The following is a 26309-nucleotide window of genomic DNA, read 5'->3' as shown; positions in this document are numbered from 1 at the left end:
CGGAACAGCCAGGACGGCGGGGGTGATTGCAATTGCCGTCAGCACAGGTGGTGTGGGGGGGGTCGAAATTCGTCCGGGGGGTACCCCGGACAAAAACAACCCCGTCCCCTAAAGGGGACAGGACGGGGTTTCGGGGCCCAGACGTCCGGGGTTTGTCCGGGGTTGTCCGGGGTGTCGTGATCACCGGGCTTTTTCACCCCCTTCGCCCTGTCCCGGCTCCTCTTCGGGGGTGGTCGCCGCGGAGTAGAAGACCGGCTTTCCCGGGCCTTGGTCTTCGCGATGGAGTTTGCTGGCCGTCACGGCAAGTTCGAGCGCGTCCCTGACGTCCTGGTCGTGGAAACCGAAGCTGACGCCGAGCTTGCCCTTGCGCTTGAGCTTGCGCAGGCCGTCGATGATCTCCCCGGTAGAGATCTTGGGGGGGTGGGCGAAGACGTAGAGGTGAACCGGCAGGACGAGCGCCTCCGGCTTGTTCTCCTGCGCCTCCTGGCGGGCCTGCTTGCGTCCTCCGGTTCCCGACAGTGAGAGCCGCCGCGTATCGGGGTCATAGTCCAGCCTGTCCTCGTCGAGGGCCACGTCACGCCCGGTCGCACGCAGATAGCGCTCATCGGTCTTGTCCGAGCGGGTCAGGTACAGGATCGAGTCTGGCCAGTCGCCGAGCGCTGACGATCCTCGTGCGCGTTCCTGGTTCCACCCGGCGTGCACCGTCATGATGAGGTCACAGACGCCCACCACCGAGCGGGCCCACCGGTTCAGGTCGGCCAGCCAGGCACCCACCTCCCCGGAGCTGTCCTGGTCGGTCCCCGGGTAGGCCTGCCCAAACGGGTCCACGATGAGCGACTCGATCTCGTGGGCCTTGAGCAGCCCGGCGAGGCGATCCAGGTCGTCGGGGTGGGCGAAGGGGTTGCGCCTGCCGCGCAGGTTCACCAATAGGAGCCGGTCGTCGGGCACCCCTGCCTGCCGCGCCCAATGCCCTAGCTGGGGGCCGGAGACCTCGTAGTTGAGGATGGCGACCCTGCCGTCCACCGGGTGGACACGGAACTTGCCGAGAAATGGCTCGCTGGTGATCAGGCTGTGTGACATGTTCAGGATCAGCGTGGTCTTGCCGGTCTTGTGCTGGGCGTTGATAACCATCGACGCCTCTGGGGGGAGCAGGTCCTGGATGCGGAAGGACTCCTCGGGCAAAAACAGCGGCGTGTCGGCCAGCAGCAGCGCCTCGAACGGCGGGGCGTCCCCGGCCTTCTCGATCAAGAACCGGCGCTTGGCCTCCTCGCGCACCCGCAACTTGTCCAGCTCGGCGGCCACGTCCTGTTCAAAACCGCCCGGATCGGCCTTGCCGCCGCAGTTCTTCTGGGCTTCGCGCTGCTGATTGTCGACCGCCCGACACCAGCACCGCAGCAGGTCGATCTCGTGGTCCTCGCCGCGCTCGTCGAGCCGCTCAGTGAGCCGCGGGCTTTGGTACACCGCCCAACACGCCTGTGCGAACGTCAGATGAGCGCGCACACAGGAGGCCATGACGCCGTAGGTATCAGCGCTACGGTCGCCGCTGTCCTTGTGCACTGCGGCCTTGACCCCGGGGAGCGTGTCAAGGTCGAACTCCGCGGTCTCGGCCCGCTCACCTGTCGCGGTCTTCCTGGCCTTCGGCCCGGTTTCCCCCACTCGGACGGCGTCCAGGTCCACACCCAACACCTGTGCGAGTTCACGCGGCTTGGCGCGTTCCTCGGGAGGCTCGATCAGCCAGCCCACCGGTGCGGGCTGGCCGCCGCCGATGGTGGGTTTGAGGTTGTACGTGCACGGCGGGCGCAGGACGTCGTTGTCGGTGTGCTTGTTCGGATCGGCCCCACCGAGATAAGCGCCCAGCCCGCGGCACAGTGCTTCATGCTGCGCCAGCGGAACCGATTCGGTCAGCGGAACGTAGGCGTGAGCGTGGCCCGGCGATCCCGATGCGATCGCAAAGCCGCCTATGGCGCGCAGCTTGTCGGCCTTCTCGTCGTCGAAGGGCTCGCGGTCGATGTCGGCGTGCACGACGGGGCGGCCTACTGACTGGCCCTTAGCGCGTCCGGTCCGGCGCTTCGTTCCCTCCATGATCCAGTCCTGGTGCATCAGGTAGGGGCAGGTGTAGACGTCGGCGCGCTGCGACTCGGCCAGAATCAGTTGCAGGATTTCGGGGACCTTGTCGGCGGACCACCAGAAGGCCTTCGGCACCCACGTGCGGTGGCGGTATGTCCCGTGCTCGTTGACGTACAGCTCATAACCGAGGCCCAGGTGCAGCCACCCGGGGCTCTCGCCCAGGACGGCGAGCAGGTAGATGAGCAGGTCGCTTTCTGCCCTCGCACCCTGTCGGCTGTCACCAGTAAAATTGCAGCCATCAGCCGCTTGGCCGTGGTTGGTATTGGTGTCGGCCTCCCCCGGTGTAGTGGCCGGGGGGCCGACTTTTTCATTCGGAGCCATCGGCACCACCCCTGCGCAGCGCTTGCAGCGTGGCCTCTGAGTGGCGAATGACGTGCTCGACGACCTCACGGCGCAGCGCAGCCGATTGCGCCAGCGCCTGCTCCAATCGGGCCTGATAGGCCTCCTCCTTGGCGCGATTGCAATCAGCCCTCATCGCCGCGCCAGCCTGCGCACCATTGGCCTTTGCGGCGGCCTGACGGCGCGCTCTGGAAGTGTTCGCACTGTGTGAGTCGCCCCCGGTTCGCTGATCCCGACCGTGGGACTCCTTTTTGGTCATCCCCAACCACCTCCCGCGGCGCTCACGGTCTCTGCGGAGTCAAGGCGAGCGCTCGAATGGTTTGCATCCTGGTCGGCCAGCTCCTCGATGGCCTGGCCGGTCGCGTCGTTCAGCCCCGGATAGTCAGCCACGGTGATCAGTCGCTTTCTGCTCCTGATCGACGATCCACGCCAGCAGCGCAGACCTGCGGTAGTACACACGGCGACCGACCCTGAAGAACGGGGCAAACGAGCCTCTGGCTCGGCCTTTCTTCTGACTGGATCGCGGGATGCGGAACTCGATCTCCACGTCGAGTGGAGTTAGTACGTCGACAGGGATCTCCAACACCGTGCACCTCTCACCGGTCTGTGGCGACCGTGACCGAGCGGATTTTTTTCTCCGCTCGCTTCTTCTGGGCGCTCAGAGCCCAAAACAGATTGCCGTGCACGGGAGAACCTTCCGTAGCCGAAGAAGTCGGGGCACCAGAGCGTGGGGGCCGACCCCGATGACGCCGGGCTCGACGTCCATGCGGCTGTGAAAGGAGTCGTGCTTTTCGAGCCGGGCCTTCAGCGACGACACCCGGTTGGTCATGTTGCGCTTGGCGTCAAGGTCGACCACTCGGGCGTCGTGCACATCGCCGTCCGGGCACACGGGGGCTCGCGCTTGCCGGTCTGCTGGAACGCCGGTGGCGCCTTCGGTTTGGTCTCCGCCCGGAGTCGGGGGGCCGGGTTGCAACGATTGTCGGGGATGGTCAAGGGGGGATTGTTGTTGTGGTGGTGGCGGCGCAGCCGGTTTGAATCGGCGCGCCGCCGTCCGGGGTGGATTACTGCTGAGCGTGCCCGCCGGCCAGTTCATACAGCCGATCCGCCAGTTGCCTGGCCTCGTCGAAGCCGACGTTGAAGACCGTCCTGGCCGACGGCGAATCCGGGTCGGCCAGTAGCTCGACAAGCGAGCGGTCACCGTCGATGAGCCTGACGGTCAATGTCGGGCTGACTGCGATGGGTGTGGCCTGGTCCGCTTCGGAGCAACGCCCGGCGGCCAGCTCGCGCAGCCGATCCGCCAGCACGACAGCCTCGTCGAGATCGATGTAGAACGCGCCCGGGCTCAAATCGGCCGAAACCTCGACCCATGGGCCGCCGAGATCCATCGGGCCAGCCTCGATGAGCCTGGCGTTCGCGGGCGTGCCGATAGGTGTTGTGTCAATCATTGTGGTGTTTACTTTCTTTTGGTTGTTCTGCTCCGCGGTTGCGGGCAGCTGCCACTTGGACGGCCTGGCCGATGTCGGGGCCATGGGTCATGGCGAGTCACCCCCTTCGGTGGCGTTCGGGGCGCGCACCCAGTACCGTTGCGCGGTCATGCGACGTCACCGCCAGTGCCGGTCGCGGCGTCCTGCTGCTCGATCCACGCGAGCACGTCTGCCCTGCGCCACACCCGTCGACGGCCCAGCTTGAAAGAGCGCGGTCCGGTGTCGTTGATCGCCCAGTAGCGCCATGTGGATGCTGGGATGCCGGTCAGCTGCTCCAGGGCAACAGAGCCGAGGTAGTCGGCCTGGGCCGCGGCGGCAAAGGCAGAGTCGGCCAGCTCGGTGCGCTGCACTTCGACGACCGCTGGGGCAGCGGCATCGGAGTAGAGGTCGATGCTCACGCCGATCCTCCTTCCTCTAGTCGATAGCCTCCCGATGCGGGAGAATGGGTCCAGTGTTAGTGCGGTTGATAGCTCCAGTCAACCGATCAGAGGTATGTTTCCCTTCATGGAAAACCGCCCGCCAGACATCGACCGCTTTAGGGAACGTATGACCTATGAGCGGAAGCAACGGGGGTGGCCACAGGCAGAAGTGGCAGAGATGTTGACGGCCAGAGGAATTGACAAGATGCACCACACGACGGTGGCCAAGATCGAGGGCGGTGACCGCGAGGTCAAGCTCGACGAGGCTGCGGCGTTGGCCGACCTGTACGGGTTGTCCTTGGACGCGGTGCTGGGACGTGTGCAGGCCTCACCGGGCAGCGAGCTGGTCCACGGTATCCGGGTGCTTCGCGACCAAGCACGCGAGCACCAGGCCGACGTGCGGACAATCTATATAAAGCTCGCTAACCAAGCCATTGACGTCGGGTTCGGTGGCGTGCCCGACGACGTAGCCGACGACTGGAGTGCGACGACCGTACGTGTCGACCAGGCCTTTACGGCCCTGAAGAAGGCTGACCAGCGCCTAGAAGAGGTGATCCAGCAGGCCGATCAGATCCTTACGAGGTTGTTGAGCAAGCAACGGAAGGCCAAGAAGTGAAGCGCAACAGGCGCGCCGGGGTCGAGGACCGCTGGAGCAAGACAGTCCGTGACGAGCACGGCAACACGAAGACCGTGCCCAGCACCAACGATGGCAAGGGGTCGCGGTGGAGGGCGCGGTATGTCGACGACCGCGGCTGCGAACACGCCAAAGCCTTCAGCCGAAAGCTCGACGCCCAGCGCTGGCTGGACGGTCAGACCAGCGCACTGGTCACCGGAACCCACGTCGCACCACGCGACGCGGCCCTGACGGTGTCGGACTGGTGCGATCAGTGGCTGGCCGGCTACGCGGTCAACCGGGCTTCGTCGGTGCGCACTGTGGGCTTCCACGTCGAGGCGATTAAGGCAGCGTTCGGGGAGATGCCGCTGACGGCGCTGAGACCGTCGGCGATCAAGACCTGGGTGGCGCAGATTCGCGCCGACGGCGCATCCGACCACTACGCCTACACGCTGCACGCAAGGCTCTCCCAGATCCTTTCCGATGCCGTGCATGACGGACTGCTCGGACGTAACCCTTGCAGCCGGAGGACTTCACCGCCGCGCGGCAAGCAGAAGCCCTACGTCGCATCCACGGAGCAGGTATGGACGCTGCACGACGTCATGCCGGAGCACCTGCAGGCTGCAGTTCTGCTCGGCGCGTTCGCCGGACTGAGGATCAGCGAGGCGTGCGGTCTGCGTGTCGACGACGTCGATTTCACCCGTGGCGTTGTCCATCCACACCAGCAGTACGGCGGAGCGGCGCTGAAGACCGCCGGGAGCGAGGCGCCGATCCCGATCCCTCGCGAGCTGACGCTGCTACTGGCCGCATCGGTGCAGCGTTACCCGTCCGAGTGGATGGTGACCGACGGTGCCGGAGGGTCGTGTCCACCACGTTCGATCGAGCGCGCGGTCGTCCGCGCCCGCGCGAAGGTCGACGGCCTGCCGGCGGGCTTCACCTTTCACGACCTGCGCCACTACCTGGCGTCGCTATTGATCGCCTCCGGGGCAGACATCAAGACGGTCCAGGCGCGGCTGCGGCACGCCAGCGCGTCGACCACGCTGGACACCTACGGGCACCTGTGGCCGGATGCTGACGAGTCCACCAGGGCAGCTGTCGGGGCGGCGATCCGCACCCGGATCGGAACTGCTGCGGACGCACTGCGGACGAATTGACCTCTCAGCGGTGCTGCGCTGCAGGTCAGGGTCACAAACCGAGCGACTTGGCGATGATCACCTTCATCACTTCGCTGGTTCCGGCGTAGATGCGCGCCACCCGCGCATCGGTGTACAGCCGGGCGATCGGATATTCCATCATGTAGCCGTAACCGCCGAAGAGCTGCAGGCAACGGTCCACGACGCGGGCCTGCATCTCGGTGCAGAAGAGCTTGACACGCGCGGCATCGGCGGCCGACAGCTCCCCCTCGACGTGTAGCGCGACCGCACGGTCCAGCATCGCCTGGCCGGCCTCCACCTCCGTCGAGCACGCAGCCAGCTCGAACTTGGTGTTCTGGAACGAGGCCACCGGGGTCCCGAAAGCCTTCCGGTCCTTGGTGTAGTCAATCGCCGCGGCTATCGCCGAGCGCGCCTGCGCCACCGATCCGACCGCCACCGTCAGACGTTCCTGCGGCAGGTTGTGGCCAAGGTAGCCGAACGCCTCACCCTCGTCGCCGAGAACGTTCTCGACGGGGACACGGACATCGACGAACGACAGTTCGGCGGTGTCCTGGACCTTGCAGCCCATCTTCTCCAACTCGCGGCCGCGGGTGAAACCCTCCATCCCGTCCTCGACGACGAGCAGCGTCAGGCCCTTGCGCCGGTTATCGGGGTCGGTGGACGTGCGGGCGACGACGATCACGAGGTCGGCCTGAATGCCGCCGGTGATGAATGTCTTGGCGCCGTTGAGGATGTAGTGGTCGCCGTCGAGAACGGCCGTGGTGCGGATACCGGCAAGGTCGGAGCCAGTGCCGGGCTCGGTCATCGCGACCCCTGTCAGTAGCGTGCCGACCGCCAGACCGGGAAACCAGCGCTGGCGCTGTTCGTCGTTCGCGTAGTGCAGGAAGTACGGCAGAATCACCTCGAGTTGGGTGCGAACCGTCGAAAGCGTCACCAGCGCCCGCGCAGCTTCCTCCTGCAGCACGACGTTGTAGCGGTAGTCGGGCATGCCGGCGCCGCCGTACTCCTCGGGAATCGCCATCCCGAGGATCCCGAGCGCACCCATCTGCTTGAAGACATTGCGCGGCATCCGCCCGGCCTTCTCCCACTCTGGGTAGGCGGGCACGACCTCCTGCTCGATAAAGTCGCGCGCGAGCGCGCGGAACGCCTCGTGGTCTTCGGTGAACAGGTCTCGGCGCATGAATTCCCCTGTCAGGCAACAAGTTCTACGAGCGTTGCGTTGGCCGTGCCGCCGCCTTCGCACATGGTCTGCAATCCGTAGCGAATCCCGTTGTCCCGCATGTGATGCGCCATCCGGGTCATCAAGACCGCGCCCGAAGCGCCGAGCGGGTGACCAAGAGCGATGGCTCCGCCCAGCGGATTGACCCGGTCCGGGTCGGCGCCGGTTTCGGCGAGCCAGGCAAGCGGCACCGGTGCGAACGCCTCGTTGACCTCGAACACACCGACATCGGCCAGCGAGACACCGGCCCTGGTCAGCACCTTCTCGGTGGCAGGAATGGGACCGGTGAGCATCAGCACCGGGTCCGCCCCGGTTACCGCGCCAGCCCGGTACCGCACCAGCGGGGTCAACCCGAGCTCGAGCGCGGTTTCCGACGTCGTCACCAACAACGCCGCCGCGCCATCGGAAATCTGCGAGGAGTTACCGGCGTGTATGACCCCGTCGTCGACGAACGCGGGCTTGAGCCCGGCCAGTTTCTCGACGGTGGTCCCCCGCCGCACACCCTCGTCGGCAGTGACAGCGGTGTCGTCGATAAAAACCGGGACGATCTGCTCGTCAAACGCACCGTGGTCCTGAGCCGCGGCAGCCCGTTCGTGGGACAGCGCAGAGTATTCGTCGAGCCTGGTGCGGGAAAACCCCCACTTCTTGGCGATCATCTCGGCCGAGAGCCCTTGGTTGAAGGAGAAATCACCATAGCGGGCAAGGACTTTAGGCCCGTAAGGCATTCCGGTGGCCCTGGCTGCACCGAGCGGCACCCGGCTCATCACCTCCACCCCGCCGGCCACCACGACATCCTGCTGGCCGGACATCACCGCCTGCGCCGCGAAGTCGAGGGCCTGCTGGCTGGAACCACACGCGCGGTTGATCGTCGTGCCCGGGATGCTCTCGGGCCAGCCGGCGGCCAGCACCGCGTAACGACCGATATTGCTGGATTGATCCCCGACCTGCGACACGCAGCCCCACACGACGTCGTCGATGATCTCCGGGCCGATGCCGGTGCGCTGCAGCAACTCGTTGAGCACCAGAGCCGACAGGTCGGCGGCGTGCATGCTCGACAGCCCGCCGTTGCGCTTGCCGACCGGTGTCCGCACCGCTTCGACGATGACTGTTTCACGCATCTTTCTGCTCCGATCTCGGTAACGCCCATCGACCAGTAAACGACGGCTCTCGCCGCTTGGCGAACGCGGCATAGGCCTCCAGCGAATCGGCTGTGCCGAAATTGACGACCTGCGCGCGGGCTTCGCCCGCGAGCGCATCGCGCAGGGTCCGGGAGCCGCCCTCGTTCAGCAACGCCTTGCTTTGTGCCAGAGCGATCGTAGGGCCGGCCGCCAGCCGGCCGGCGATGTCGCTGACGAAATCGTCGATCTCCGTCGCGGGCACCACCCAGGTCAGCAGGTTCAACGCGTGAGCCTCGGCGGCGTTGATGGTCTCGGCCAGCAGCACCAGTCGCTTGGCCTGTTGCAGGCCAACGATTTTCGGCAGTAACCAGGAGCCGCCGAGATCCACCGACAATCCACGCCTGGCGAAGATCTGCGAGAACGTTGATTCCGGTGTGGCCGCGACCAGGTCGCAGCCTAGCGCCAGGTTCCATCCGGCGCCGACGGCCACACCGGTCACTTTGGCGATTGTCGGCTTCGGCAGCTCATGCAGCGCCAGCGCCACGTCGGTCAGCCGTTGCAACTTGTGCACTGGATGACTGTCGTCGGGCGTCGAGATGTCGGCACCGGAACAAAACGCGCCGCCGGCGCCGGTGATCACCACCGCACGTACCCCGCTGACTTTGCCGGCAGCGGTGAGCGCCTCGGCCAACGCGATCCACAAGTCGCGGTTGATCGCGTTCTTGCGATGCGGTCGGTTCAGCGTCAGCGTCCGCACACCGTTGCGGTCACTGCACAGCAGCGCGGATTCCTCGGCCATCAGCGCCACTCCTCCTCATCGCTTCGCTCTGCATCGTCGCCGACGCGGGTCATCAGGGGTAGGCCGGCCCGATGGCGCCTCGCGCTCGCAGCGCGGCAATGTCGTCGGGCGCGACGCCGAGCTCGGCGAGCACCGAGTCGGTGTGCTGCCCGAGACCGGGCACTGCGCCCATGGCGGGCTGGTAGCCGGAGATCACCGGCGGCGGCAGCAAGGCCGGAATCGGGCCGGCCGGCGTGTCGACCTGCCGCCACCGGTCCCGGGCCGTCAGCTGCGGGTGCACCAGGACGTCGCTGGGCAGGTTGTACCGCGCATTCCCGATCCCCGCGGCATCCGCCGTCTTCTGAACATGGGCCAAGTCGTGCACCGCGCACCAGGCACCAATGGCGTCGTTCAGAATGTCCCGGTGATTGCAGCGACCGGCGTTGTTGGCGAACCTCGGATCGTCGGCAAAGTCGTCACGCTCCAGAATTTGCCGCGAAAGTCGTTGCCATTCAGCGTCATTTGTCGTACCTAGCACGACGGTCTGGCCGTCCGCGGTGCGGTAGGCGCCATACGGCGCCACCGCGGGCGAGCTCATTCCCAACGGCTGCTGGTCGACACCGGAATGCTGGGTATAGGTGAGCGGGTAACCCATCAGATCGGTCATGGTGTCGAACAAGCTGACCGCGACTGCGTTTCCGTGCTGGCCAGGGGCTGACCCGATGTCACGGGAATACAGCAGAGCCAATATCGATAGCGCCGAATACAAGCCGGTGCTGATGTCTGCCATCGGTGGGCCGGGTTTGGCCGGTGCACCGGGATGGCCGGTCACGGCGCATGCGCCGGATTCCGCCTGAGCAAGCAGGTCGTAGGCCCTCTTGTGGGATAGCGGCCCACCAGGGCCGTACCCGTCGATTTCGACAGCGATGACGTCCGGGTGGCGTTCGGCCAGGTCCGCCGCCGCGATGCCCAGCCGGGCGGTCGATCCCGGGGCGAGGTTGGAAACCAGCACGTCGGCGCGGTCGAGAAGCCGACGCAGAATATCGAGTCCGGCTTCGGTTTTCAGGTTGAGCGTCACCGATTCCTTGCCCCGGTTAGCCCAAACAAAGTGCGCGGCAAGCCCGTTGACGACATCGTCGTAATGCCTGGTAAAGTCTCCCCCGTTGGGGTTTTCCACCTTGATGACGCGTGCACCGAAGTCGGCCAGCACCCGTGTGCACATCGGAGCGGAGACCGCCTGCTCCAAGGCCACCACGGTGATTCCCGTCAGCGGCCCCCCGGTTGCCGACATCACATCACCATGCCGCCGTCCACCGGCAACACCTGACCGGTGATATAGGACGCCGCGTCCGAGGCGAGGAACACGAATGCACCCGCGACCTCCTCCGGTTCGGCCCAGCGCTTCAACGGGATTCGGGCCATCATGTTGGCCGCGAATTTCTCGTGGTGGGGATGGTCTCGGTCATGCGGGTCGCGGCCAGCGGCGCAAGGGCGTTGACCAGGATGTGCAGCACACCCTCGGTGAGTCCGGCGGCGCGGGCGGCCGCCGCGTCCGCGGCCGCTCGGTCTCGCACGTCGAGCGCGATGCCTTCAGCCTTGCCGCCGTTAGCGCAAATGCGTTCGGCGACAGTCGAAGCAGCGTCAGCATCCACGTCGCTGACGAGCACCGCCGCGCCGGCGCCGGCTAATGCGCAGGCGACCGCTGCGCCGATCCCACTGCCGGATCCGGTGACCAGCGCCGATCGGCCGGTGAGGTCGAACAGGGTGTTGGTCATCAGTAGCTCCTTGGCAATTTGAGCACGTGCGACCCAAGGAAGTTCAGGATCATCTCCTGGCTGACCGGTGCGATCTTCATCAGCCTGGCTTCCCGGAAGTACCGTGCCACGTGATACTCCTCGGAATAGCCCATGCCGCCGTGCGTTTGCAGCGCCCGGTCGGCGGCGGTGAAACCGGCATCGGCGCACAGATATTTCGCGGTGTTGGCCTCGCGTCCGCACGGTTTGCCGTTGTCGTAGAGCCAGGTGGCTTTGCGCAGCATCAACTCGGCGGCGTCAAGCCGCGCAAGCGAGTCGGCCAGCGGGAACTGAATGCCCTGGTTCATCCCGATCGGCCGGTCGAAGACGTGCCGTTCATTGCCGTATTTCACCGCCTTGTCCAGCGCGACCCGGCCGATGCCCAGCGCTTCGGCGGCGATCAGCATTCGTTCCGGGTTGAGGCCGTCGAGGATGTATTGAAAGCCCCTGCCCTCTTCGCCAACTCGATCTTCGACCGGAATGTGCAAGTCGTCGATGAACAACTCGTTGGAGCTGACCGCGTTGCGGCCCATCTTGCGGATCGGCCGGACGTCGACCTTGCTGCGGTCTACGTCGGTGAGGAATAACGTCATCCCATCGGTCTTCTTGGTGACCTCGGCGTAGGGCTGCGTCCGGGTGAGCAGCAGGATTTTCTGCGACTCAAGCGCCTTGGAAATCCATACTTTTCGGCCGTTCACGACGTAGTGGTCACCGTCGCGTTTGGCGAACGTCGTGATGCGTGAGGTGTCCAGGCCTGCGCCGGGTTCGGTGACTCCGAAGCACACATGCACTTCCCCCGTCGCTACGGAGGGCAATGTGCGGGCTTTGAGTTCCTCGGAGCCGTGCACCACGACCGGCTGCATGCCGAAGATCGACAGGTGGATCGCGCTGGCCCCGTTCATGGCGGCACCGGACTTGGCGACCTCCTCGAGCAACAGGGTGGCTTCGGTGATGCCGAGGCCGTGACCCCCGTACTCCTCCGGGATCGTCATGCCCAGCCAGCCGCCGCCGGCGATCGCCTGATAGAACTCGTGCGGAAACTCGTGCGCCTGGTCTTTTTCCATCCAGTAGTGGTCATCGAATTTCGACGCCAGCTCCGCGACCGACTTGCGAATCAGCTGTTGGTCGTCGGTCAGCTCGAAGTTCATCCCACCGCCGGGCACTGCTCAATCTCCTTCGATCAGTTCAGGCACCGGTGCGCTTGCATCCCGGTGGCGCTTCAGTCCTTGTTGCCGGTCAGATTTTTCGCACTGGCCGCAAACTCCGCGAACGACGAGCCCGACCTGGTGTCCTTGTGGTGACTCAGGGCGCGGATCGAGACGTCGTGGCCCTCAGCGGCTTTGCGCAGCGCGCCGACGCTGGCCTGCGCCCGAGTGATGTGGCTGAACGGGTCGAACGAGTACCAGCGCATCGCGTTCTCATAAGACATCTTGTTGATCTCGTCGTCCGGAACGTTGTTCGCCGACAACACCTCCCAGAGCTCCTCGGGCGCGCCCGGCCACATCGAGTCACTGTGCGGGTAGTCGGCCTCCCAGCAGATGTTGTCGATGCCGATCATGTTGCGCAGCGCCACGCCCACCTTGTCGCTGATGAAGCAGGTGAGGAAGTGCTCACGGAAAATGTCGCTGGGCAGCTTGCCGCCGAAGTTCTGGTGCGTCCAGGTCGAGTGCATCTCGTAGGTCCGGTCCGCCCGCTCCAGGAAGTAGGGGATCCACCCGGTACCGCCCTCCGACAGTGCGATCTTGAGGTCCGGGTATTCCTTGATCGGCCGCGACCACAGCAGATCCGCAGCGGCCTGCACGATGTTCATCGGCTGCAGCGTGATCATCACGTCCATCGGCGCGTCGGGTGCCGTGATCGCCAGCCGGCCCGAGGACCCGATGTGCACATTCATCACGGTGTTGGTGTCACACAACGCCTTCCACAGCGGATTCCAGTATTCGTTGTGGAAGCTCGGGTAGCCCATCGCCGCCGGGTTTTCGGTGAAGGTCAGTGCGGTCACGCCCTTCTTGGCCACCCGTCGCACCTCTTTGGCGCACTCCTCGGCATCCCAGATCACCGGTATCGCCATCGGAATGAACCGTGCCGGGTAGGCACCACACCACTCGTCGATGTGCCAGTCGTTGTAGGCCTGCACCAGCGCCACCGAGAACTCTGGATCCTCGGTGGCGAACAGGCGCCCGGCGAACCCCGGGAACGACGGGAAACAGATCGAGGCCAGAATGCCTCCGGCGTTCATGTCCTTGACCCGCTCGTCAACGTTGTAACAGCCCGGCCGGATCTCGTCCAAGCCCTGCGGTTCCAGTCCGTACTCCTCTTTCGGGCGTCCGGCCACCGCGTTGAGCGCGACGTTGGGGATCACGGTGTCGCGGAACTGCCAGCAGTCGGAGCCGTCGCCGTTGTGCACCAGCCGCGGCGCGTCGTCCGCGTACTTCTTCGCCAGGTGGTTCTTGAACATGTCCGGTGGCTCGACGGTGTGGTCGTCGACGCTGATCAAAATCATGTCGTCTTTGTTCACTGCCCGTTCCTCTCCGTAGGGGGCCATGCGAGGGCCCACCAGGTCATCGGCAAGCGGCTAGTCGGTCATCGGTCCTGTATGGAAATTATCTTCTCAGAACGCGAGAATCAACATCTTCAGGCTACCCCTGCCACGGTTGGGGTCGACTGCAGGCTGCAACACAGCCCGCGCCGAGGGGGTGGCGTTTGCCCAGGTCGGATGCAAAACATTGACCAATCCGGGACTTCGTGGAAACCTATTGGTCAAATATGAGAATATGATTCTCGTAACTGAGGAGGCCGCATGCGTCTGTCGCCGTTGCCGGCGGACCAATGGGACGACGCCGTCCGGCATGCGGTTGCCGGCCTGCTTCCCGAAGACCGCCGCAACCCTCGCGACGCGGGCAACCTACTCGGCACACTGGTGCACCACCCGGAGCTGACCCGCGCATTTCTCCGCTTCAGCGTCTATCTGCTGTCCGGCTCCACGCTGCCGCCGCGCGTCCGCGAGCAGGTCATCCTGCGGGTCGCACATCGACGCAGTTGCGACTACGAATGGACACACCATGTCGCCATCGGCAAAAAGGCAGGACTGTCCGACGCCGACATCGCCGCGATCAAATCCGGCAGCCCGACCGACGAGTTCGACCGCGCGGTGCTGGGCGCCGTCGACGAACTCGACGAGAAGAGCAACCTGTCGGACCAGACGTGGGCGGCGCTCGGTGAGCGGCTCGACGAGCGGCAGCGGATGGATTTGATCTTCACGACCGGTGGCTACGCCGCACTTGCAATGGCCTTGAACACTTTTGGCGTCGAGGTCGAGCACGACCAGACAGCCCGGACAGAAAGGTAGAACCTTGCCACACTTCACCAAGCCGGATGCCGGCAGCTGGACAGAGAACTACCCCGAACTGGGAACCGCACCGGTCGACTACACCGACTCGATCGATCCGGCGTTCTTCGAGGCCGAGCGCGACGCGATCTTCAAGCGGACGTGGCTCAACGTCGGCCGGGTGGAACGGCTGCCGCGCACCGGTAGCTACTTCACCAAGGAGCTACCGTCGGCCGGCCCGGGTATGTCGGTGATCATCGTCAAGACCAAAGACGGTGCCATCAAGGCGTTCCACAACGTCTGCCGGCACCGCGGAAACAAGTTGGTGTGGAACGACTTCCCACACGAGGAGACCTCGGGCACCTGCCGGCAGTTCACCTGCAAGTACCACGCCTGGCGCTACAGCCTCGATGGCGATTTGACCTTCATCCAGCAGGAGGAAGAGTTCTTCGACGTCGACAAGAAGCAATACGGCTTGGTCGGCGTCCGCTGCGAAATCTGGGAAGGGTTCATCTTCATCAACTTCGACCAGCATGCAAAGCCGCTGGCCGACTACCTCGGACCACTGGCCAAGGGCATCGAGGGCTACCCCTTCGGCGAGATGACCGAGACCTACTCATACCGGGCCGAGGTCGGCAGCAACTGGAAGCTGTTCATCGACGCGTTCGCCGAGTTCTACCACGCGCCGGTGCTGCACCAGGGGCAGTACACCAAGGAAGAAGCCGCCAAGATCATGAAGTACGGCTTCGAGGCGCTGCATTACGAGCTGGCCAGCCCGCACGGGATGATCTCGACCTGGGGCGGCCAAGCGCCGCCCGCGGACCTGTCCATGGTCAAGCCCATGGACCAGGTACTGCGCAGCGGTCTGTTCGGCCCGTGGGACAAGCCGGACATCATCGAGAAGCTCGATGAGCTGCCTCCGGGCGTCAACCCAAAGCGAGTGCCGCAGTGGGGTATTGACTCGTGGCATTTCTTCCCGAACTTCATGCTGCTGATCTGGGAGCCGGGCTGGTACCTGACCTACCACTACTGGCCGACCGCGGTCGACAAGCACATCTTCGAGTGCTCGCTGTATTTCGTTCCGCCGAAAAATGCGCGGGAACGGCTGGCCCAGGAGTTGGCAGCAGTGACGTTCAAGGAATACGCGCTGCAGGACGCCAACACCCTGGAAGCAACCCAGACCATGATCGGCACCAAGGTCGTCAAAGACTTTCTGCTGTGCGATCAGGAAATCCTGCTGCGGCATCTGCACAAAGTGACCGGTGACTACGTGAAGGAGTACAGCCACAATGGCCATGCCAAGTAAGCTGCCCACCGAATTCGCAGACCTGGGGCCCTATCTGGATTGGGACCTGGCCACCGAACCGGAGCGCTACGCTAAGCGGCTGGACTCGTCGATGACCGAGATGCAGGCTTTCTACGACGCCGCATTCCCCCGCCTCAACGACGTGATCGCCTACTGCGACCAGTACCCATTGGATGATCTGCCCGAGGGCGCACTGACACTCATGCATCTGATGCAGTCGCTGGTCATGGTGTCGTTTCCGATTGAGGCGTGGAAGCAGCCTCGAGTCCCCGACAGCGGTGCGGCCTGGGTCGAGTTAATCAGGGAGCCGGTGATCTAAGAGGTGCTGACGCTCAAGGCAGCCGGGCTGCTCGACGTCGACGCGGGCGAGATCGTAGAGCCGGGCATCCTGCGGATCGAGGGCGACCGGATCGCCGCCGTCGGCGGCGATGCCGAGGGCGAAATCATCGACCTGGGTGAGCAAATCCTGCTGCCCGGGTTGATGGACATGGAGGTCAACCTCTTGATGGGCGGGCGCGGGGAGAAACCCGGGCTGTCCCAGGTCCAGGATGACCCACCGACCCGAATGTTGCGTGCAGTAGGCAATGCCCGCCGGACGCTGCGCGCAGGCTTCACCACTGTGCGCAACCTCGGCCTGTTCGTCAAGACCGGCGGCTATCTGCTGGATGTCGCACTCGGCAAGGCCATCGACGCCGGCTGGATCGACGGCCCACGGGTAGTGCCCGCCGGGCATGCGATCACTCCGACCGGAGGGCATCTGGATCCGACCATGTTCGCCGCGTTCGCACCGCATGTGCTGGACCTGACGGTCGAAGAGGGCATCGCCAACGGAGTCGACGAGATCCGTAAGGCGGTTCGGTATCAGATCAAGCACGGTGCCGAGCTGATCAAGGTCTGCTGCTCGGGCGGGGTGATGTCACTGACCGGACCGCCTGGTGCGCAACATTATTCGGACGAGGAGCTGCGCGCGATCGTCGACGAGGCGCACCGCCGTGGGCTAAGAGTCGCCGCGCACACGCATGGCGCCGACGCAGTGAAACATGCGGTGGCAGCCGGTATCGACTGCATCGAGCACGGCTTCCTGGTCGACGACGAGGCGATCGCGATGATGGTCGAGCATGGCACGTTCCTGGTGTCGACTCGGCGCTTGGCCGAGGGAATGGACGTCTCGCACGCCCCGCCCGAGTTACAGGCCAAGGCCGCCGAGATGTTCCCGAAGTCGCGGACATCGATAGTGGCCGCCTACGAAGCCGGAGTGAAGATCGCGGTGGGCACCGACGCGCCGGCGATCCCCCATGGCAGAAACGCCGACGAGCTTGTCACCCTGGTCGATTGGGGCCTTCCGCCGTTGGCGGTGCTGCGGGCGGCGACGGTCACGGCGGCGGAATTGATCAACGCCACCGATCGCGGCCGCCTCGCCGAGGGTCTGCTGGCCGACGTGATCGCCGTACCCGGAGACCCGTTGTCCGACATCGGCGTTACTCAGAAAGTGAGCTTCGTGATGAAAGGGGGTCGGGTCTTTGTCAACAACATCGCCAACACGAACTGACGACCTCGTCGAAATCCAGCAGCTACTGGCGCGCTACGCGGTGACCATCACGCAGGAAGACATCGACGGGCTGGTCGACGTCTTCACGCCCGACGGGACCTACAGCGCTTTCGGCGAAACCTATTCGCTGGACCGGTTTCCGGTGCTGGTGGACGCCGCGCCGAAGGGCTTGTTCATGACGGCCACTCCGGTGATCGAGCTGAACGGCGACACGGCCACTGGAACACAACCACTGTGCTTCATCGACCACGCCACCCATGACATGCGGATCGGCTATTACAACGACACCTACGTACGCACGGCCGACGGCTGGCGGTTGAAAACCCGCGCCATGACGTTCATTCGGCGTAGCGGCGCACACGACTCGGGTCGCCCGCACGCGATCGGGCGACCCTCCTCGAATCCTGCATGAATGTCCAGGAATTCCGGGCGGAACTGCGGGCCTGGCTCGACGAACACGACCTGACCCCAGGTTCGGACCACTCGCTGGAAGGCCACATCAAGCAGCTCGCCCGAGTGCATTCCGCGCTCTACGACGCCGGCTGGATGCGATACGGCTGGCCCGTGCACGTCGGCGGATTGGGCGGGCCCGCGATGCTTCGCGCGATCGTCGGCGAGGAGGTGGTCGGCCGGCGCCTTGCCGAGCCGGGCCCCTACTCGATGGTCGAGGTGCTCGCACCCACCATGATCGACTACGCGCCTGCAGAACTCGCAGCCGAGATGGTGCCGCGGTTGCTCAGTGGTCGCGAGCAGTGGTGTCAGGGTTTTTCCGAACCGGGCTCCGGCAGCGACCTGGCGTCGCTGTCCACCCGTGCCGCCGCGGACGGCGACAACTGGATCGTCAACGGGCAGAAGGTCTGGACCAGCTACGCGCAGTACTCGACGCGGTGCGTCCTGCTCACCCGCACCGCACCCGGCCACGAGGGAATCACCGCGTTCTTCGTCGACCTGGATACGCCCGGCATCACCATTCGACCGCTGCGCACGATGCACGGAGTCGATGAATTTTGCGAGGTCTACTTCGACGACGTGGTGGTGCCTGCAGCACGCATGCTCGGCCGGCCCGGGGACGGCTGGCGGCTTGCGATAGACCTGCTGCCCTATGAGCGCTCAACCTGCTTTTGGCAGCGGATCGCCTACCTCTACGCGCGATTCGATGAACTCATCACCGAAGCAGTCGATCCCGACGATTCCCGCGCAGACTCCGACGTGGGATCGGCGTATTTAGCCCTGCACACGTTGCGCTGCCGGTCTCGTGCCACCCAGCACCGGTTGGCCGACGGAGAGCCACTCGGGCCGCAGACCTCTATCGACAAGGTCTTGCTGGCCACCGCCGAGCAGCGGCTGTACGACACCGTGCGCGACCTGCTGCCCGGCGCGCTCGAGCTGGACGACACGCCGTGGCGGTCCGAGTATCTCTATTCGCGCGCGGCGACCATCTACGGCGGCACTGCCGAAATTCAGCGCAATATCATCGCTCGCCGGCTGTTGGACTTGGGCAAGGAGTGAGCGTGGATACCGAGTCCTTGCACCTGCTGGAAGACGCATTGCGGAAGACCATGACGGCGGCGTCGGGTCGCGAACTCGATGAGGCGTTGGCCGACTTGGGTTGGCTCGATATGCTCGACGAAATGCCGCAAGTCGCAATTCCTTTGGTGTTCCGGCTACTCGGTGAGACGGGCGCCCACGCGCCCGTGCTGAACGACGTCGTGCTACGCGCCTCCGGACGCGACGGTGGGGGTACCGTGCCGCTGCCGTTCGCGGGCGGCTGCTGGGTCATCTGGGAACGCACCGACCAGGCCAGCTCAGCGCTGGGCGGCGACCTGCCGATACACCGTGTGCCCCAGGGAGATCCGGTACCTCTCGCCGCCGGGCGGCAGGCGCTGGGCTGGTGGCTGGTGGGCACCAGCCGCACCATGCTGGCACTGGCCCGCCAGCATGCATTGGACCGTGTCCAATTCGGCAGGCCCGTCGCCTCGTTCCAGGCAATTCGGCATCGACTGGCCGAGACTCTGGTCGCCGTCGAAGGCGCGGAGGCCACCCTCGTTACCGCCGCCGCCGAGCCCGACGACTTCGGCTTTCTGCTCGGCAAGGCCGCCGCCGGCCAGGCGGCGTCGATCGCCGCGCGTCATTGCCAGCAGGTCCTGGGCGGTATCGGCTTCACCGAAGAGCACGAGCTGCACCGCCATGTGAAGCGTTCGTTGGTCTTGGATGGAATGCTCGGTAGTTCCCGCGAACTGACCCGGGAGGCTGGAGCGACGCTGCGCGCCAAGCGATTTGCGCCGCGACTGGCGCAACTCTGAGCGGCTTGAGAGTCAGCCGCCACATCAGCCGCACACGTCTCCGCGGAGAAGGAATCCACGATTTGCCCGCCTTTGAGCGACAACCCCGCCACCCGTCGCTGTCGCTCAAAGGCGGGCAAACTGGTCATGCCCTCTGCACTGCAACGCGTGTGGCAAATGTGATTGCCACGCACCGGTAGCTACCACCAATCGGTTCCGCCACCCCGCTGCCTTTTGCGTTCTGCTTCCATGGAGAGCGCCAAGAGAATAGTATTCTCGTGGCAAGAAAGTTACAATCTCAGACACGTCGTCCCGTGAGGGGGTTTAGCCCGCAATGACACGGCGTTCTCCGGTAGAGTCCAATCATGTTCTCTCCTCGCGGCAATCACCTGAGCCTGCGGTGACCAGCCCAAGCGAAGAGCCTGCCTGGAAGCAGCGCGCTGTCGAGCGGTCGATCAAGACGGCGAAACTGCGGGCAGCGCAGCGCGTCCAACGCTTCCTCGACGCCGCGCAGGCCATCATCATTGAGAAGGGGAGCACGGACTTTACCGTGCAAGAGGTTGTCGACCGCTCCCGGCAGTCGTTGCGGAGCTTCTACCTGCAGTTCGATGGCAAGCATGAACTGCTGCTCGCCCTGTTCGAAGACGCGTTGAGCCGGTCGGCCGACCAGATCCGCGCCGCCACGGCGAACCACTCCGACCCGATCGAACGGCTGCAGGTCGCCGTCGAGTTGCTGTACGAAGCTTCCCGACCCGACCCGACAGCGAAAAGGCCGCTGTTCACCGACTTCGCGCCAAGGTTGCTGGTTTCGCATCCGGCCGAGGTCAAGGTCGCTCACGCACCGCTTCTTGCTTTGCTCACCGAGCTGATGGAAGCCGCCAGCGCCGCCGGGGAGCTGCGTGCCGGTATCAATCCACGGCGGATGGCCGCGATGGCCATGCAGACGGTCATGTTTATCGCGCAGTCCAGCGGCGGCTCCGACGATGCCACCGTGCATCCCATCACCGCCGACGAAGTGTGGGACTTCTGCTCGCACGGATTCGTCGGCGACTAGCGCGAGAAGCGCATTATCCGTCGACGAGAATTTAACTAGCCGGGTGCCCGATCTCTGGACCGATCTGCTCGGTTGTCTACAGCTACGCACCCGGGACGGCGAGCGGCCCGACGCACCAGATGTCTTGGTCTTCGAAGGCGCTAACCAACAGCTGAATTACCACCGGTTGTTCGGCGGCCAACTCCTGGGGCAGTTCATCCGCGTCATCCGCGCCGCATGCCTGACGTGCCCGGACAAGACCGTCAAATCACTGCATGCTGTGTTCGCCCGGGAAGGCCGAGCCGACGACCCGGTCCATTACCAGGTGACGCGCCACCACCGTGGTCGGTCATTCGCGGCCCTGACGATCACTGCCCGCCAACCGCGAGGTGTATTGGCGACTAGCTCGGCGTGCATGCACACGGCCGAGGACGGCCCGGAGCGCCAGAGCGTAGAGGCCGTTCCGCGGCCGTTGGATGAAAAACATCGGGTCGAGCTGGACCTGATCCCATGGGAGACCCGCTCGGTCGACAACCTCAACGCTGTTGCCGCGGGCCCAGCACGATTCGAAGTGTGGATGCGAACACCCGCTGTGGACGGAGATCTCGCGCCCGCGCTGACCGCCTCGTCCTATGCGCAAGAGGCGCTGCTGCGCTTTCCCGAGGCCGCAGATCACCTCGACTCTTGACCCGGCAAGAACGTTCGCATATCGCACATCACGCGACGGTTTGAGAATTTGATTCTCGTCAGATAAGAATGATAAGTAGCGAAAACGGATTCCACGTTGACACCTGCAGGGGCCTGATGACAGAGTTGCCGCAGATGCTTAGAGCTACCAACAATGCGGTTGCGGCGAGAGGCGAAGCCCTGTGACGGTCACTGCCCCGGACGGGGTCTATTACGACCCGTACGACGTGCAGATCAATGCCGATCCCTACTCGAAGAGATCTTGAAACGGTTCCCCGAATGGGAGGTCGACCTCAGCTGCGCCGAGTTGTCTCCGACATCCACCGTGCGTGGTTGGGGAGGCAATGCCGGCGGTTCTCGGTTGAGCCAAACACAAATCAGGAAATGAGGTAAAGATGGCGGGTCGAGTGGAAGGCAAGGTCGCGTTCGTCACCGGCGCGGCCCGTGGACAGGGCCGCTCGCACGCGGTGCGGTTGGCGCAGGAGGGCGCCGACATCATCGCAATCGACATCTGTAAGCCGATCCGCGAGGGCGTGACGGACACCGCGATCCCGGCGTCGACGCCGGAGGATCTCGCCGAGACCGCCGACCTCGTCAAGGGCCACAACCGGAGGATCTTCACAGCCGAGGTCGACGTGCGTGACTACGCCGCACTGAAAGCCGTGGTGGACAGCGGCGTGGAGCAACTCGGCCGGCTGGACATCATCGTGGCCAACGCGGGTATCGGCAATGGCGGCGACACTCTGGACAAGACCAGCGAAGAAGACTGGACAGAGATGATCGACATCAACCTGGCAGGGGTGTGGAAGACCGTGAAAGCCGGTGTGCCGCACCTTCTCGCCGGCGGCAACGGCGGTTCGATCATCCTGACCAGCTCGGTCGGCGGGCTCAAGGCCTACCCGCATACCGGCCATTACGTGGCAGCCAAGCACGGTGTCGTCGGGCTCATGCGGGCCTTCGCAGTTGAGTTGGGACAGCATATGATTCGCGTCAACTCGGTGCACCCAACCCACGTGAAAACACCCATGCTGCACAACGAAGGCACCTTCAAGATGTTCCGCCCCGATCTGGAAAATCCCGGTCCGGACGACATGGCGCCCATCTGTCAGATGTTCCACATCCTGCCGATTCCATGGGTAGAGCCGGCCGACATCAGCAATGCGGTGCTGTTCTTCGCATCCGACGAGGCGCGCTACGTCACGGGTGTCACGCTTCCCATCGACGCGGGTAGCTGCCTGAAGTAGCCGGCAAGGGGTCGTCGCCGAGCACTCGAGACCATCGGTTAACGTCGGGCGGCATGGACGGTTTCGAAGGTCGGTTCAAAGGAAAAGCTGCCGTCATCACCGGCGGTGCGAATGGTATCGGGTTCGCTACTGCCACCGAGTTCGCTCGCCGTGGAGCACGTGTCGTGCTCGCCGACGTCGATAAACCCGCGCTGGAACAGGCGGTGGCACACTTGCATGGTCAGGGGTTTGACGCGCACCCCGTGATGTGCGACGTCCGGCAACTCGATGAGATGGTTCACCTGGCGGACGAGTCATTTCGTCTTCTCGGCCAGGTCGACATTGTCTTCAGCAATGCGGGCATTGTGGTCGCAGGTCCGATCGCGGAGATGACCCACGACGACTGGCACTGGGTGATCGACATTGATCTGTGGGGCTCCATCCATGCCGTCGAGGCGTTCTTGCCGAGGCTGCTCAATCAAGGTGCGGGCGGCCATATCGCCTTCACCGCATCGTTTGCCGGCCTGGTACCCAACGTCGGCCTCGGAGCCTACAGCGTCGCCAAATACGGCGTCGTCAGCCTGGCTGAGACGCTGGCCCGTGAGGTCAAAGAACACGGCATCGGTGTGTCGGTGCTCTGCCCCATGGTCGTCGAAACCAAACTGATCTCCAATTCGGAACGAATCCGCGGCGCGGATTACGGCCTGGCATCAACGGCGGTCGTGACGGAGGGGCCGGGGCCGGCTCCTTCCCAGGAGGACACCCTCAGCGTCGATGAGGTGGCCCGTCTCACCGCAGATGCGATTGCGGCCAACCGCTTGTACGTGCTGCCACACGCGGCGGCTCGTGCGTCAGTCCGCCGCAGGTTCGAGCGTATTGACCACACGTTCGACGATCAGGCCGCCGACGGCTGGACCAACTAAAAGGCCAGAGCCACTAGCAAGCCGGGCCCGAACTTGTAGCCGCCCGTTTCGGGGTGGTGGTACCAGCCGCCGGCGGCCTGTGTTCCACCGTCGACGTGAATGGTCTGCCCGGTGATATAGCTCGCCATTTCCGAGGCGAGAAATAGCGCGGTGCTGGCGATCTCGTCGACGTGACCGGGCCGACCCAGCGGGATGGCGTGGCTGATTTCGGGTCCCAGACCCTCGGGACTGAGCTGCATGAGCCCTTCGGTCAGCGTGAGGTCGGGTGCTATGGCGTTGACTCGGATTCCTTGCGGCGCAAGTTCGAACGCGGCGGTCTTGGTGTAGTTGATCACGCTTCGGGGGCCGAGCCGCAGCTTTCTACGTCTCGCTCCCAGATCGCCACCGAGGCGCCGAAAGCGGTCATGCCGGCTGCGATGCCTTGGCCGATACCGGCGCCGCCGCCGGTCACCACCGCGACCCGGTCGTTGAGCAGGATGTCGGACGGCTTGATTGTCACCGCCCGGCAGCCGTTCTCGCGCCGCCGGGGGCCCGGCCGATGACACCCTCGGCTTCCAACTCGGCGATCTCGGGTTCGCTCAGCCCGATCTCCGCGAGCAGCTCGTGGTTATGCTGGCCCAGCAGAGGTGCGGGCTGCAGATGGAATCGATCAGGTCCGGCGGAAAACCGCACCGGCACTGTGCTGTGGGCGACTCGGGCGTTGACCGGGTGACCGACGTCCTCGAAGAAGCCGCGGAACTGGAGTTGCGGAATGTCGGTCTGGCGATGCGGCTGCAGTACTTTGGCCACCGGGACGCCGGCATCCCATAGGCGCCGGACGATCTCGTCGCCGCTGCGATCCTGACACCACGCGCCGAGATGCTCGTCGATCAGGTCGTGCTGTTCTCGCCGGCCGGCTGCATCGAACAGCCCGGTATCCATTGCCCACGGCGGCCGGCCCAGCGCCTCACACAACCCCGCCCACTGCTCATCGTTCGCCACGGCGACCGCGACCCAGCTGTCCAGACGACCGAATTCATCGACATCGGCTGTGCGGTAAAGGCTTTGGGGCGCCGAGGTCGGCCCTCGATTGCCTGCCCGTTGTAGCAATGCCCCGTACGCGGAGTATTCGATGACCTGCTCGGCGGCAATGTTGAGTGCGGCATCGATCATCGCGGCCTCGATCAAAGCTCCTTGCCCGGTGCGGCGCCGGTGCTCGAGCGCCAGCAGCAGCGCGTTGACCGCATGCACGCCGGCGTTCGGGTCGCCAACCGAGTACGGCTCGTAGGGGTTTCGGTCCGGATAGCCGGTCAGCCAGCTCACCCCCGACGCGGCCTCGATGACGTAGGCGAATGCCGGGTTGTCTCGCCACGGCCCGTCCAGTCCGAACCCGGGCATCCGCAGCAGGATCACGTCGGACCGTAGCGCCTGAACCGCCGCGAAGTCCAGGCCGATCTGGTCCAGCACCCGAGGCGTGAAGTTCTCCACGACGACATCAGAGGTTGCGATGAAGCGGCGCAACACGTCCCGCCCCGCTGAGGTCTGCAGGTCGAGGGTCAATCCCTTTTTATTCGTGTTGAGAGCCGAAAAGATCGGCGATTTTTCCCACCATCGGTCTTCGGTAACCGGTACTCCGGCGATCAGCCGAGTGCCGTCCGGTTTGCGAGTGGACTCGACATGGATTGCCTCGGCCCCGAGCATGGCGAGAAAATGCGTGCAGCTCGGACCGGCCCAGAAGGTCGTCATGTCCAGCACACGTAAGCCCTTGAACGGCAGCCGATCCACAGTGCCCGGCAGCGTCAACGGCTTCCGCGGCGGCCGACCGGCCCGGCGGTGCTGTGTGGTGTGCTCACCGAGGCGCGGGGCGGGTTGCGGCCGTCGAAGTAGCGCGGGCCGCATCCGATAGGGATGGTCGGGCTGACGGAACCCGTCGCGGGGGTTGGCGACGAATGACCGTCGCTCCCGGAAGTGGTCGAACTCGGCGATGTTGGCCCCGTTCGCCACCGGCGCGTTGGGAATCCGGAAGCCGGTGGCGACGTCGAGGATCTCGTCAACGGTCTGGCCGGCAAACCACGCATAGATCTCCTCGGCCTTTTCGTTGGCCTGCTCGGTGATTGATACCGGTAGGTCCTCGTCGATCCAGTCCTGGCGTCCGATCATTGCGCACAGGTCGAACCATTGCTGGGCGGTTCCACATCCCACGTCCACCAGCCCGTCCCTGGCCCGGGCGATCCCTGGGACGGTGACCTTGCGGGCATCGCGCCACGGCCGCCCGAGCATCTGGAAATAGGTGACCGGGTAATAGGTGAGCCCCAATATCTGCGCTTCGAGCATGGACAGATCGATGAGTTCACCCGCACCACACTCAATCTGCCGTAACCGCGATGCCAACGTCGCCGCGCTGGCATAAGCGCCGGCGAGATACTCACCGACCTGCCCACCGACGAATGTCGGTGCGCGGTCGGGCGATCCGCGACCAAGCCCGACGATTCCGCCCGACCACGCCTGCAGGGTGAATTCGGTCGCCGGACGATCCCGCCACGGGCCTTCGAGCCCGAACGGGGTAATGGACGTGACGATCAGGTGCGGATGGGAACGACGCAGCGCGGCGGGCATGAATGCGTCGCACTCGGCCACCGTCGAACCACGCGACCACACCACCGCGTCGGCAGAGGCCAATAGATCGCTGACGAACCCGACGTCGCCGTCGACGCCCGGATCGGCGACGACACTATGCTTGGAACACGCCAGGAAACCGAACAAGGCGCCGTCACTGGCGGGTTCGATGCGCGCCCCGGACGCCGACCAGCCGCGCAGCGGATCACCTTGTGGTGACTCGACTTTGATCACCTGCGCACCGCCGTCGGCCAACAGCTTGGTGCAGTAGGCCCCGGCGATGCCGGTGGAGAGTTCGACGACGGTGTAGCCGTGCAGCGGGCCAGTCTCCGGCTGCAC

26 protein-coding genes and 3 pseudogenes are annotated in these 26309 nt (G+C 64.9%); 14 read left to right on the top strand and 15 right to left on the bottom strand.

Annotation, left to right across the window (positions count from 1 at the left end):
* Positions 1–180: 180 nt before the first annotated feature.
* From ACLQI9_RS01025 to ACLQI9_RS01000, 6 genes are all read right to left on the bottom strand, one after another.
* Positions 181–2448: an AAA family ATPase gene (locus ACLQI9_RS01025; RefSeq protein ID WP_442390784.1), complete on the bottom strand. Its 2268-nt coding sequence runs from the start codon at positions 2446–2448 to the stop codon at positions 181–183.
* The gene (locus ACLQI9_RS01020; RefSeq protein WP_442390782.1) at positions 2435–2602 is read right to left on the bottom strand and encodes a hypothetical protein; all 168 of its coding nucleotides are present in this window, start codon (positions 2600–2602) and stop codon (positions 2435–2437) included. The genes ACLQI9_RS01025 and ACLQI9_RS01020 overlap by 14 nt, the downstream gene beginning before the upstream one ends.
* A gap of 246 nt (positions 2603–2848) precedes the next feature.
* Positions 2849–3052 (bottom strand): helix-turn-helix transcriptional regulator, encoded by a 204-nt coding sequence (locus ACLQI9_RS01015; protein ID WP_442390780.1) that lies wholly within the window; start codon positions 3050–3052, stop codon positions 2849–2851.
* 72 nt (positions 3053–3124) lie between these two features.
* Entirely contained in the window at positions 3125–3322 is a 198-nt protein-coding gene (locus ACLQI9_RS01010; RefSeq protein WP_442390778.1) for a hypothetical protein, read from the bottom strand.
* A gap of 205 nt (positions 3323–3527) precedes the next feature.
* Entirely contained in the window at positions 3528–3911 is a 384-nt protein-coding gene (locus ACLQI9_RS01005) for a hypothetical protein (RefSeq protein ID WP_442390776.1), read from the bottom strand.
* Positions 3912–4057: 146 nt separating this feature from the next.
* Complete coding sequence (locus ACLQI9_RS01000; protein ID WP_442390774.1) at positions 4058–4348, bottom strand: helix-turn-helix transcriptional regulator; 291 nt, start codon at positions 4346–4348, stop codon at positions 4058–4060.
* Here ACLQI9_RS01000 and ACLQI9_RS00995 point away from each other — a divergent pair.
* Together ACLQI9_RS00995 and ACLQI9_RS00990 are read left to right on the top strand one after the other, a co-directional pair.
* A complete protein-coding gene (locus ACLQI9_RS00995) occupies positions 4341–4985 on the top strand; it encodes a helix-turn-helix domain-containing protein (RefSeq protein WP_442390772.1) in 645 nt (214 codons plus the stop codon). The genes ACLQI9_RS01000 and ACLQI9_RS00995 overlap by 8 nt on opposite strands.
* On the top strand, positions 4982–6136 hold the full coding sequence (locus ACLQI9_RS00990) for a tyrosine-type recombinase/integrase (RefSeq protein WP_442390770.1): 1155 nt from the start codon (positions 4982–4984) through the stop codon (positions 6134–6136). The genes ACLQI9_RS00995 and ACLQI9_RS00990 overlap by 4 nt, the downstream gene beginning before the upstream one ends.
* Before the next feature lie 31 nt (positions 6137–6167).
* Here ACLQI9_RS00990 and ACLQI9_RS00985 read toward each other — a convergent pair whose 3' ends face one another.
* The 7 genes and pseudogenes from ACLQI9_RS00985 to ACLQI9_RS00955 all read right to left on the bottom strand — a co-directional run bounded on the left by ACLQI9_RS00985 (position 6168) and on the right by ACLQI9_RS00955 (position 13562).
* Positions 6168–7316, bottom strand: a complete 1149-nt coding sequence (locus tag ACLQI9_RS00985) for an acyl-CoA dehydrogenase family protein (protein ID WP_442390768.1) — start codon at positions 7314–7316, stop codon at positions 6168–6170.
* 11 nt (positions 7317–7327) lie between these two features.
* On the bottom strand, positions 7328–8473 hold the full coding sequence (locus ACLQI9_RS00980) for a thiolase family protein (protein ID WP_442378827.1): 1146 nt from the start codon (positions 8471–8473) through the stop codon (positions 7328–7330).
* Positions 8466–9272, bottom strand: coding sequence for an enoyl-CoA hydratase/isomerase family protein (locus ACLQI9_RS00975; RefSeq protein ID WP_442378829.1), 807 nt, complete (start codon positions 9270–9272; stop codon positions 8466–8468). Before ACLQI9_RS00975 ends, ACLQI9_RS00980 begins: the two co-directional genes overlap by 8 nt.
* Positions 9273–9324: 52 nt before the next feature.
* Positions 9325–10542, bottom strand: coding sequence for a CaiB/BaiF CoA transferase family protein (locus ACLQI9_RS00970; RefSeq protein ID WP_442378830.1), 1218 nt, complete (start codon positions 10540–10542; stop codon positions 9325–9327).
* Positions 10542–11026, bottom strand: a pseudogene (locus tag ACLQI9_RS00965) (SDR family oxidoreductase). The gene ACLQI9_RS00970 and the pseudogene ACLQI9_RS00965 overlap by 1 nt, the downstream one beginning before the upstream one ends.
* Positions 11026–12192 carry an acyl-CoA dehydrogenase family protein gene (locus ACLQI9_RS00960; RefSeq protein ID WP_442378842.1) on the bottom strand — a complete coding sequence of 389 codons (1167 nt, stop codon included), beginning with the start codon at positions 12190–12192 and terminating at the stop codon, positions 11026–11028. Before ACLQI9_RS00960 ends, ACLQI9_RS00965 begins: the two are co-directional and overlap by 1 nt.
* A gap of 71 nt (positions 12193–12263) precedes the next feature.
* Positions 12264–13562 (bottom strand): amidohydrolase family protein, encoded by a 1299-nt coding sequence (locus ACLQI9_RS00955; protein ID WP_442378831.1) that lies wholly within the window; start codon positions 13560–13562, stop codon positions 12264–12266.
* 282 nt (positions 13563–13844) lie between these two features.
* Between ACLQI9_RS00955 and ACLQI9_RS00950 the strand changes: the two genes are divergently transcribed.
* The 12 genes and pseudogenes from ACLQI9_RS00950 (at position 13845) to ACLQI9_RS00895 (ending at position 23375) form a co-directional block, all read left to right on the top strand.
* Positions 13845–14393: a carboxymuconolactone decarboxylase family protein gene (locus ACLQI9_RS00950; protein ID WP_442378833.1), complete on the top strand. Its 549-nt coding sequence runs from the start codon at positions 13845–13847 to the stop codon at positions 14391–14393.
* Positions 14394–14397: 4 nt separating this feature from the next.
* Positions 14398–15678 carry an aromatic ring-hydroxylating oxygenase subunit alpha gene (locus ACLQI9_RS00945; RefSeq protein ID WP_442378835.1) on the top strand — a complete coding sequence of 427 codons (1281 nt, stop codon included), beginning with the start codon at positions 14398–14400 and terminating at the stop codon, positions 15676–15678.
* A complete protein-coding gene (locus ACLQI9_RS00940) occupies positions 15668–15997 on the top strand; it encodes a hypothetical protein (RefSeq protein WP_442378843.1) in 330 nt (109 codons plus the stop codon). The genes ACLQI9_RS00945 and ACLQI9_RS00940 overlap by 11 nt, the downstream gene beginning before the upstream one ends.
* Positions 15998–16000: 3 nt before the next feature.
* Positions 16001–17227 (top strand): amidohydrolase family protein, encoded by a 1227-nt coding sequence (locus ACLQI9_RS00935; protein WP_442378836.1) that lies wholly within the window; start codon positions 16001–16003, stop codon positions 17225–17227.
* Positions 17199–17639 (top strand): nuclear transport factor 2 family protein, encoded by a 441-nt coding sequence (locus tag ACLQI9_RS00930; protein WP_442390766.1) that lies wholly within the window; start codon positions 17199–17201, stop codon positions 17637–17639. The genes ACLQI9_RS00935 and ACLQI9_RS00930 overlap by 29 nt, the downstream gene beginning before the upstream one ends.
* Positions 17636–18736: an acyl-CoA dehydrogenase family protein gene (locus ACLQI9_RS00925; protein WP_442390764.1), complete on the top strand. Its 1101-nt coding sequence runs from the start codon at positions 17636–17638 to the stop codon at positions 18734–18736. Before ACLQI9_RS00930 ends, ACLQI9_RS00925 begins: the two co-directional genes overlap by 4 nt.
* Before the next feature lie 50 nt (positions 18737–18786).
* Entirely contained in the window at positions 18787–19530 is a 744-nt protein-coding gene (locus ACLQI9_RS00920; RefSeq protein ID WP_442378845.1) for an acyl-CoA dehydrogenase family protein, read from the top strand.
* A 379-nt stretch (positions 19531–19909) separates the two neighbouring features.
* Positions 19910–20563 carry a TetR/AcrR family transcriptional regulator gene (locus tag ACLQI9_RS00915; protein ID WP_442384419.1) on the top strand — a complete coding sequence of 218 codons (654 nt, stop codon included), beginning with the start codon at positions 19910–19912 and terminating at the stop codon, positions 20561–20563.
* A 43-nt stretch (positions 20564–20606) separates the two neighbouring features.
* On the top strand, positions 20607–21230 hold the full coding sequence (locus ACLQI9_RS00910) for an acyl-CoA thioesterase (RefSeq protein ID WP_442384417.1): 624 nt from the start codon (positions 20607–20609) through the stop codon (positions 21228–21230).
* A gap of 240 nt (positions 21231–21470) precedes the next feature.
* Positions 21471–21594: pseudogene (locus ACLQI9_RS00905) on the top strand (cytochrome P450); the annotation flags it as partial.
* A 30-nt stretch (positions 21595–21624) separates the two neighbouring features.
* The gene (locus ACLQI9_RS00900) at positions 21625–22473 is read left to right on the top strand and encodes a mycofactocin-coupled SDR family oxidoreductase (RefSeq protein WP_442384415.1); all 849 of its coding nucleotides are present in this window, start codon (positions 21625–21627) and stop codon (positions 22471–22473) included.
* A 53-nt stretch (positions 22474–22526) separates the two neighbouring features.
* Positions 22527–23375, top strand: a complete 849-nt coding sequence (locus ACLQI9_RS00895) for an SDR family NAD(P)-dependent oxidoreductase (protein ID WP_442384413.1) — start codon at positions 22527–22529, stop codon at positions 23373–23375.
* Here the strand turns inward: ACLQI9_RS00895 and ACLQI9_RS00890 are convergent.
* Positions 23372–23874: pseudogene (locus ACLQI9_RS00890) on the bottom strand (SDR family NAD(P)-dependent oxidoreductase). The gene ACLQI9_RS00895 and the pseudogene ACLQI9_RS00890 sit on opposite strands and share 4 nt — an antisense overlap.
* Positions 23871–26309 carry a CaiB/BaiF CoA transferase family protein gene (locus ACLQI9_RS00885; RefSeq protein WP_442384411.1) on the bottom strand — a complete coding sequence of 813 codons (2439 nt, stop codon included), beginning with the start codon at positions 26307–26309 and terminating at the stop codon, positions 23871–23873. Before ACLQI9_RS00885 ends, ACLQI9_RS00890 begins: the two are co-directional and overlap by 4 nt.

Source organism: Mycobacterium sp. (assembly GCF_052143115.1).
In the GTDB taxonomy this organism is placed as follows: Bacteria; Actinomycetota; Actinomycetes; order Mycobacteriales; family Mycobacteriaceae; genus Mycobacterium.
This window is presented reverse-complemented; position numbering and strand designations above follow the sequence as displayed.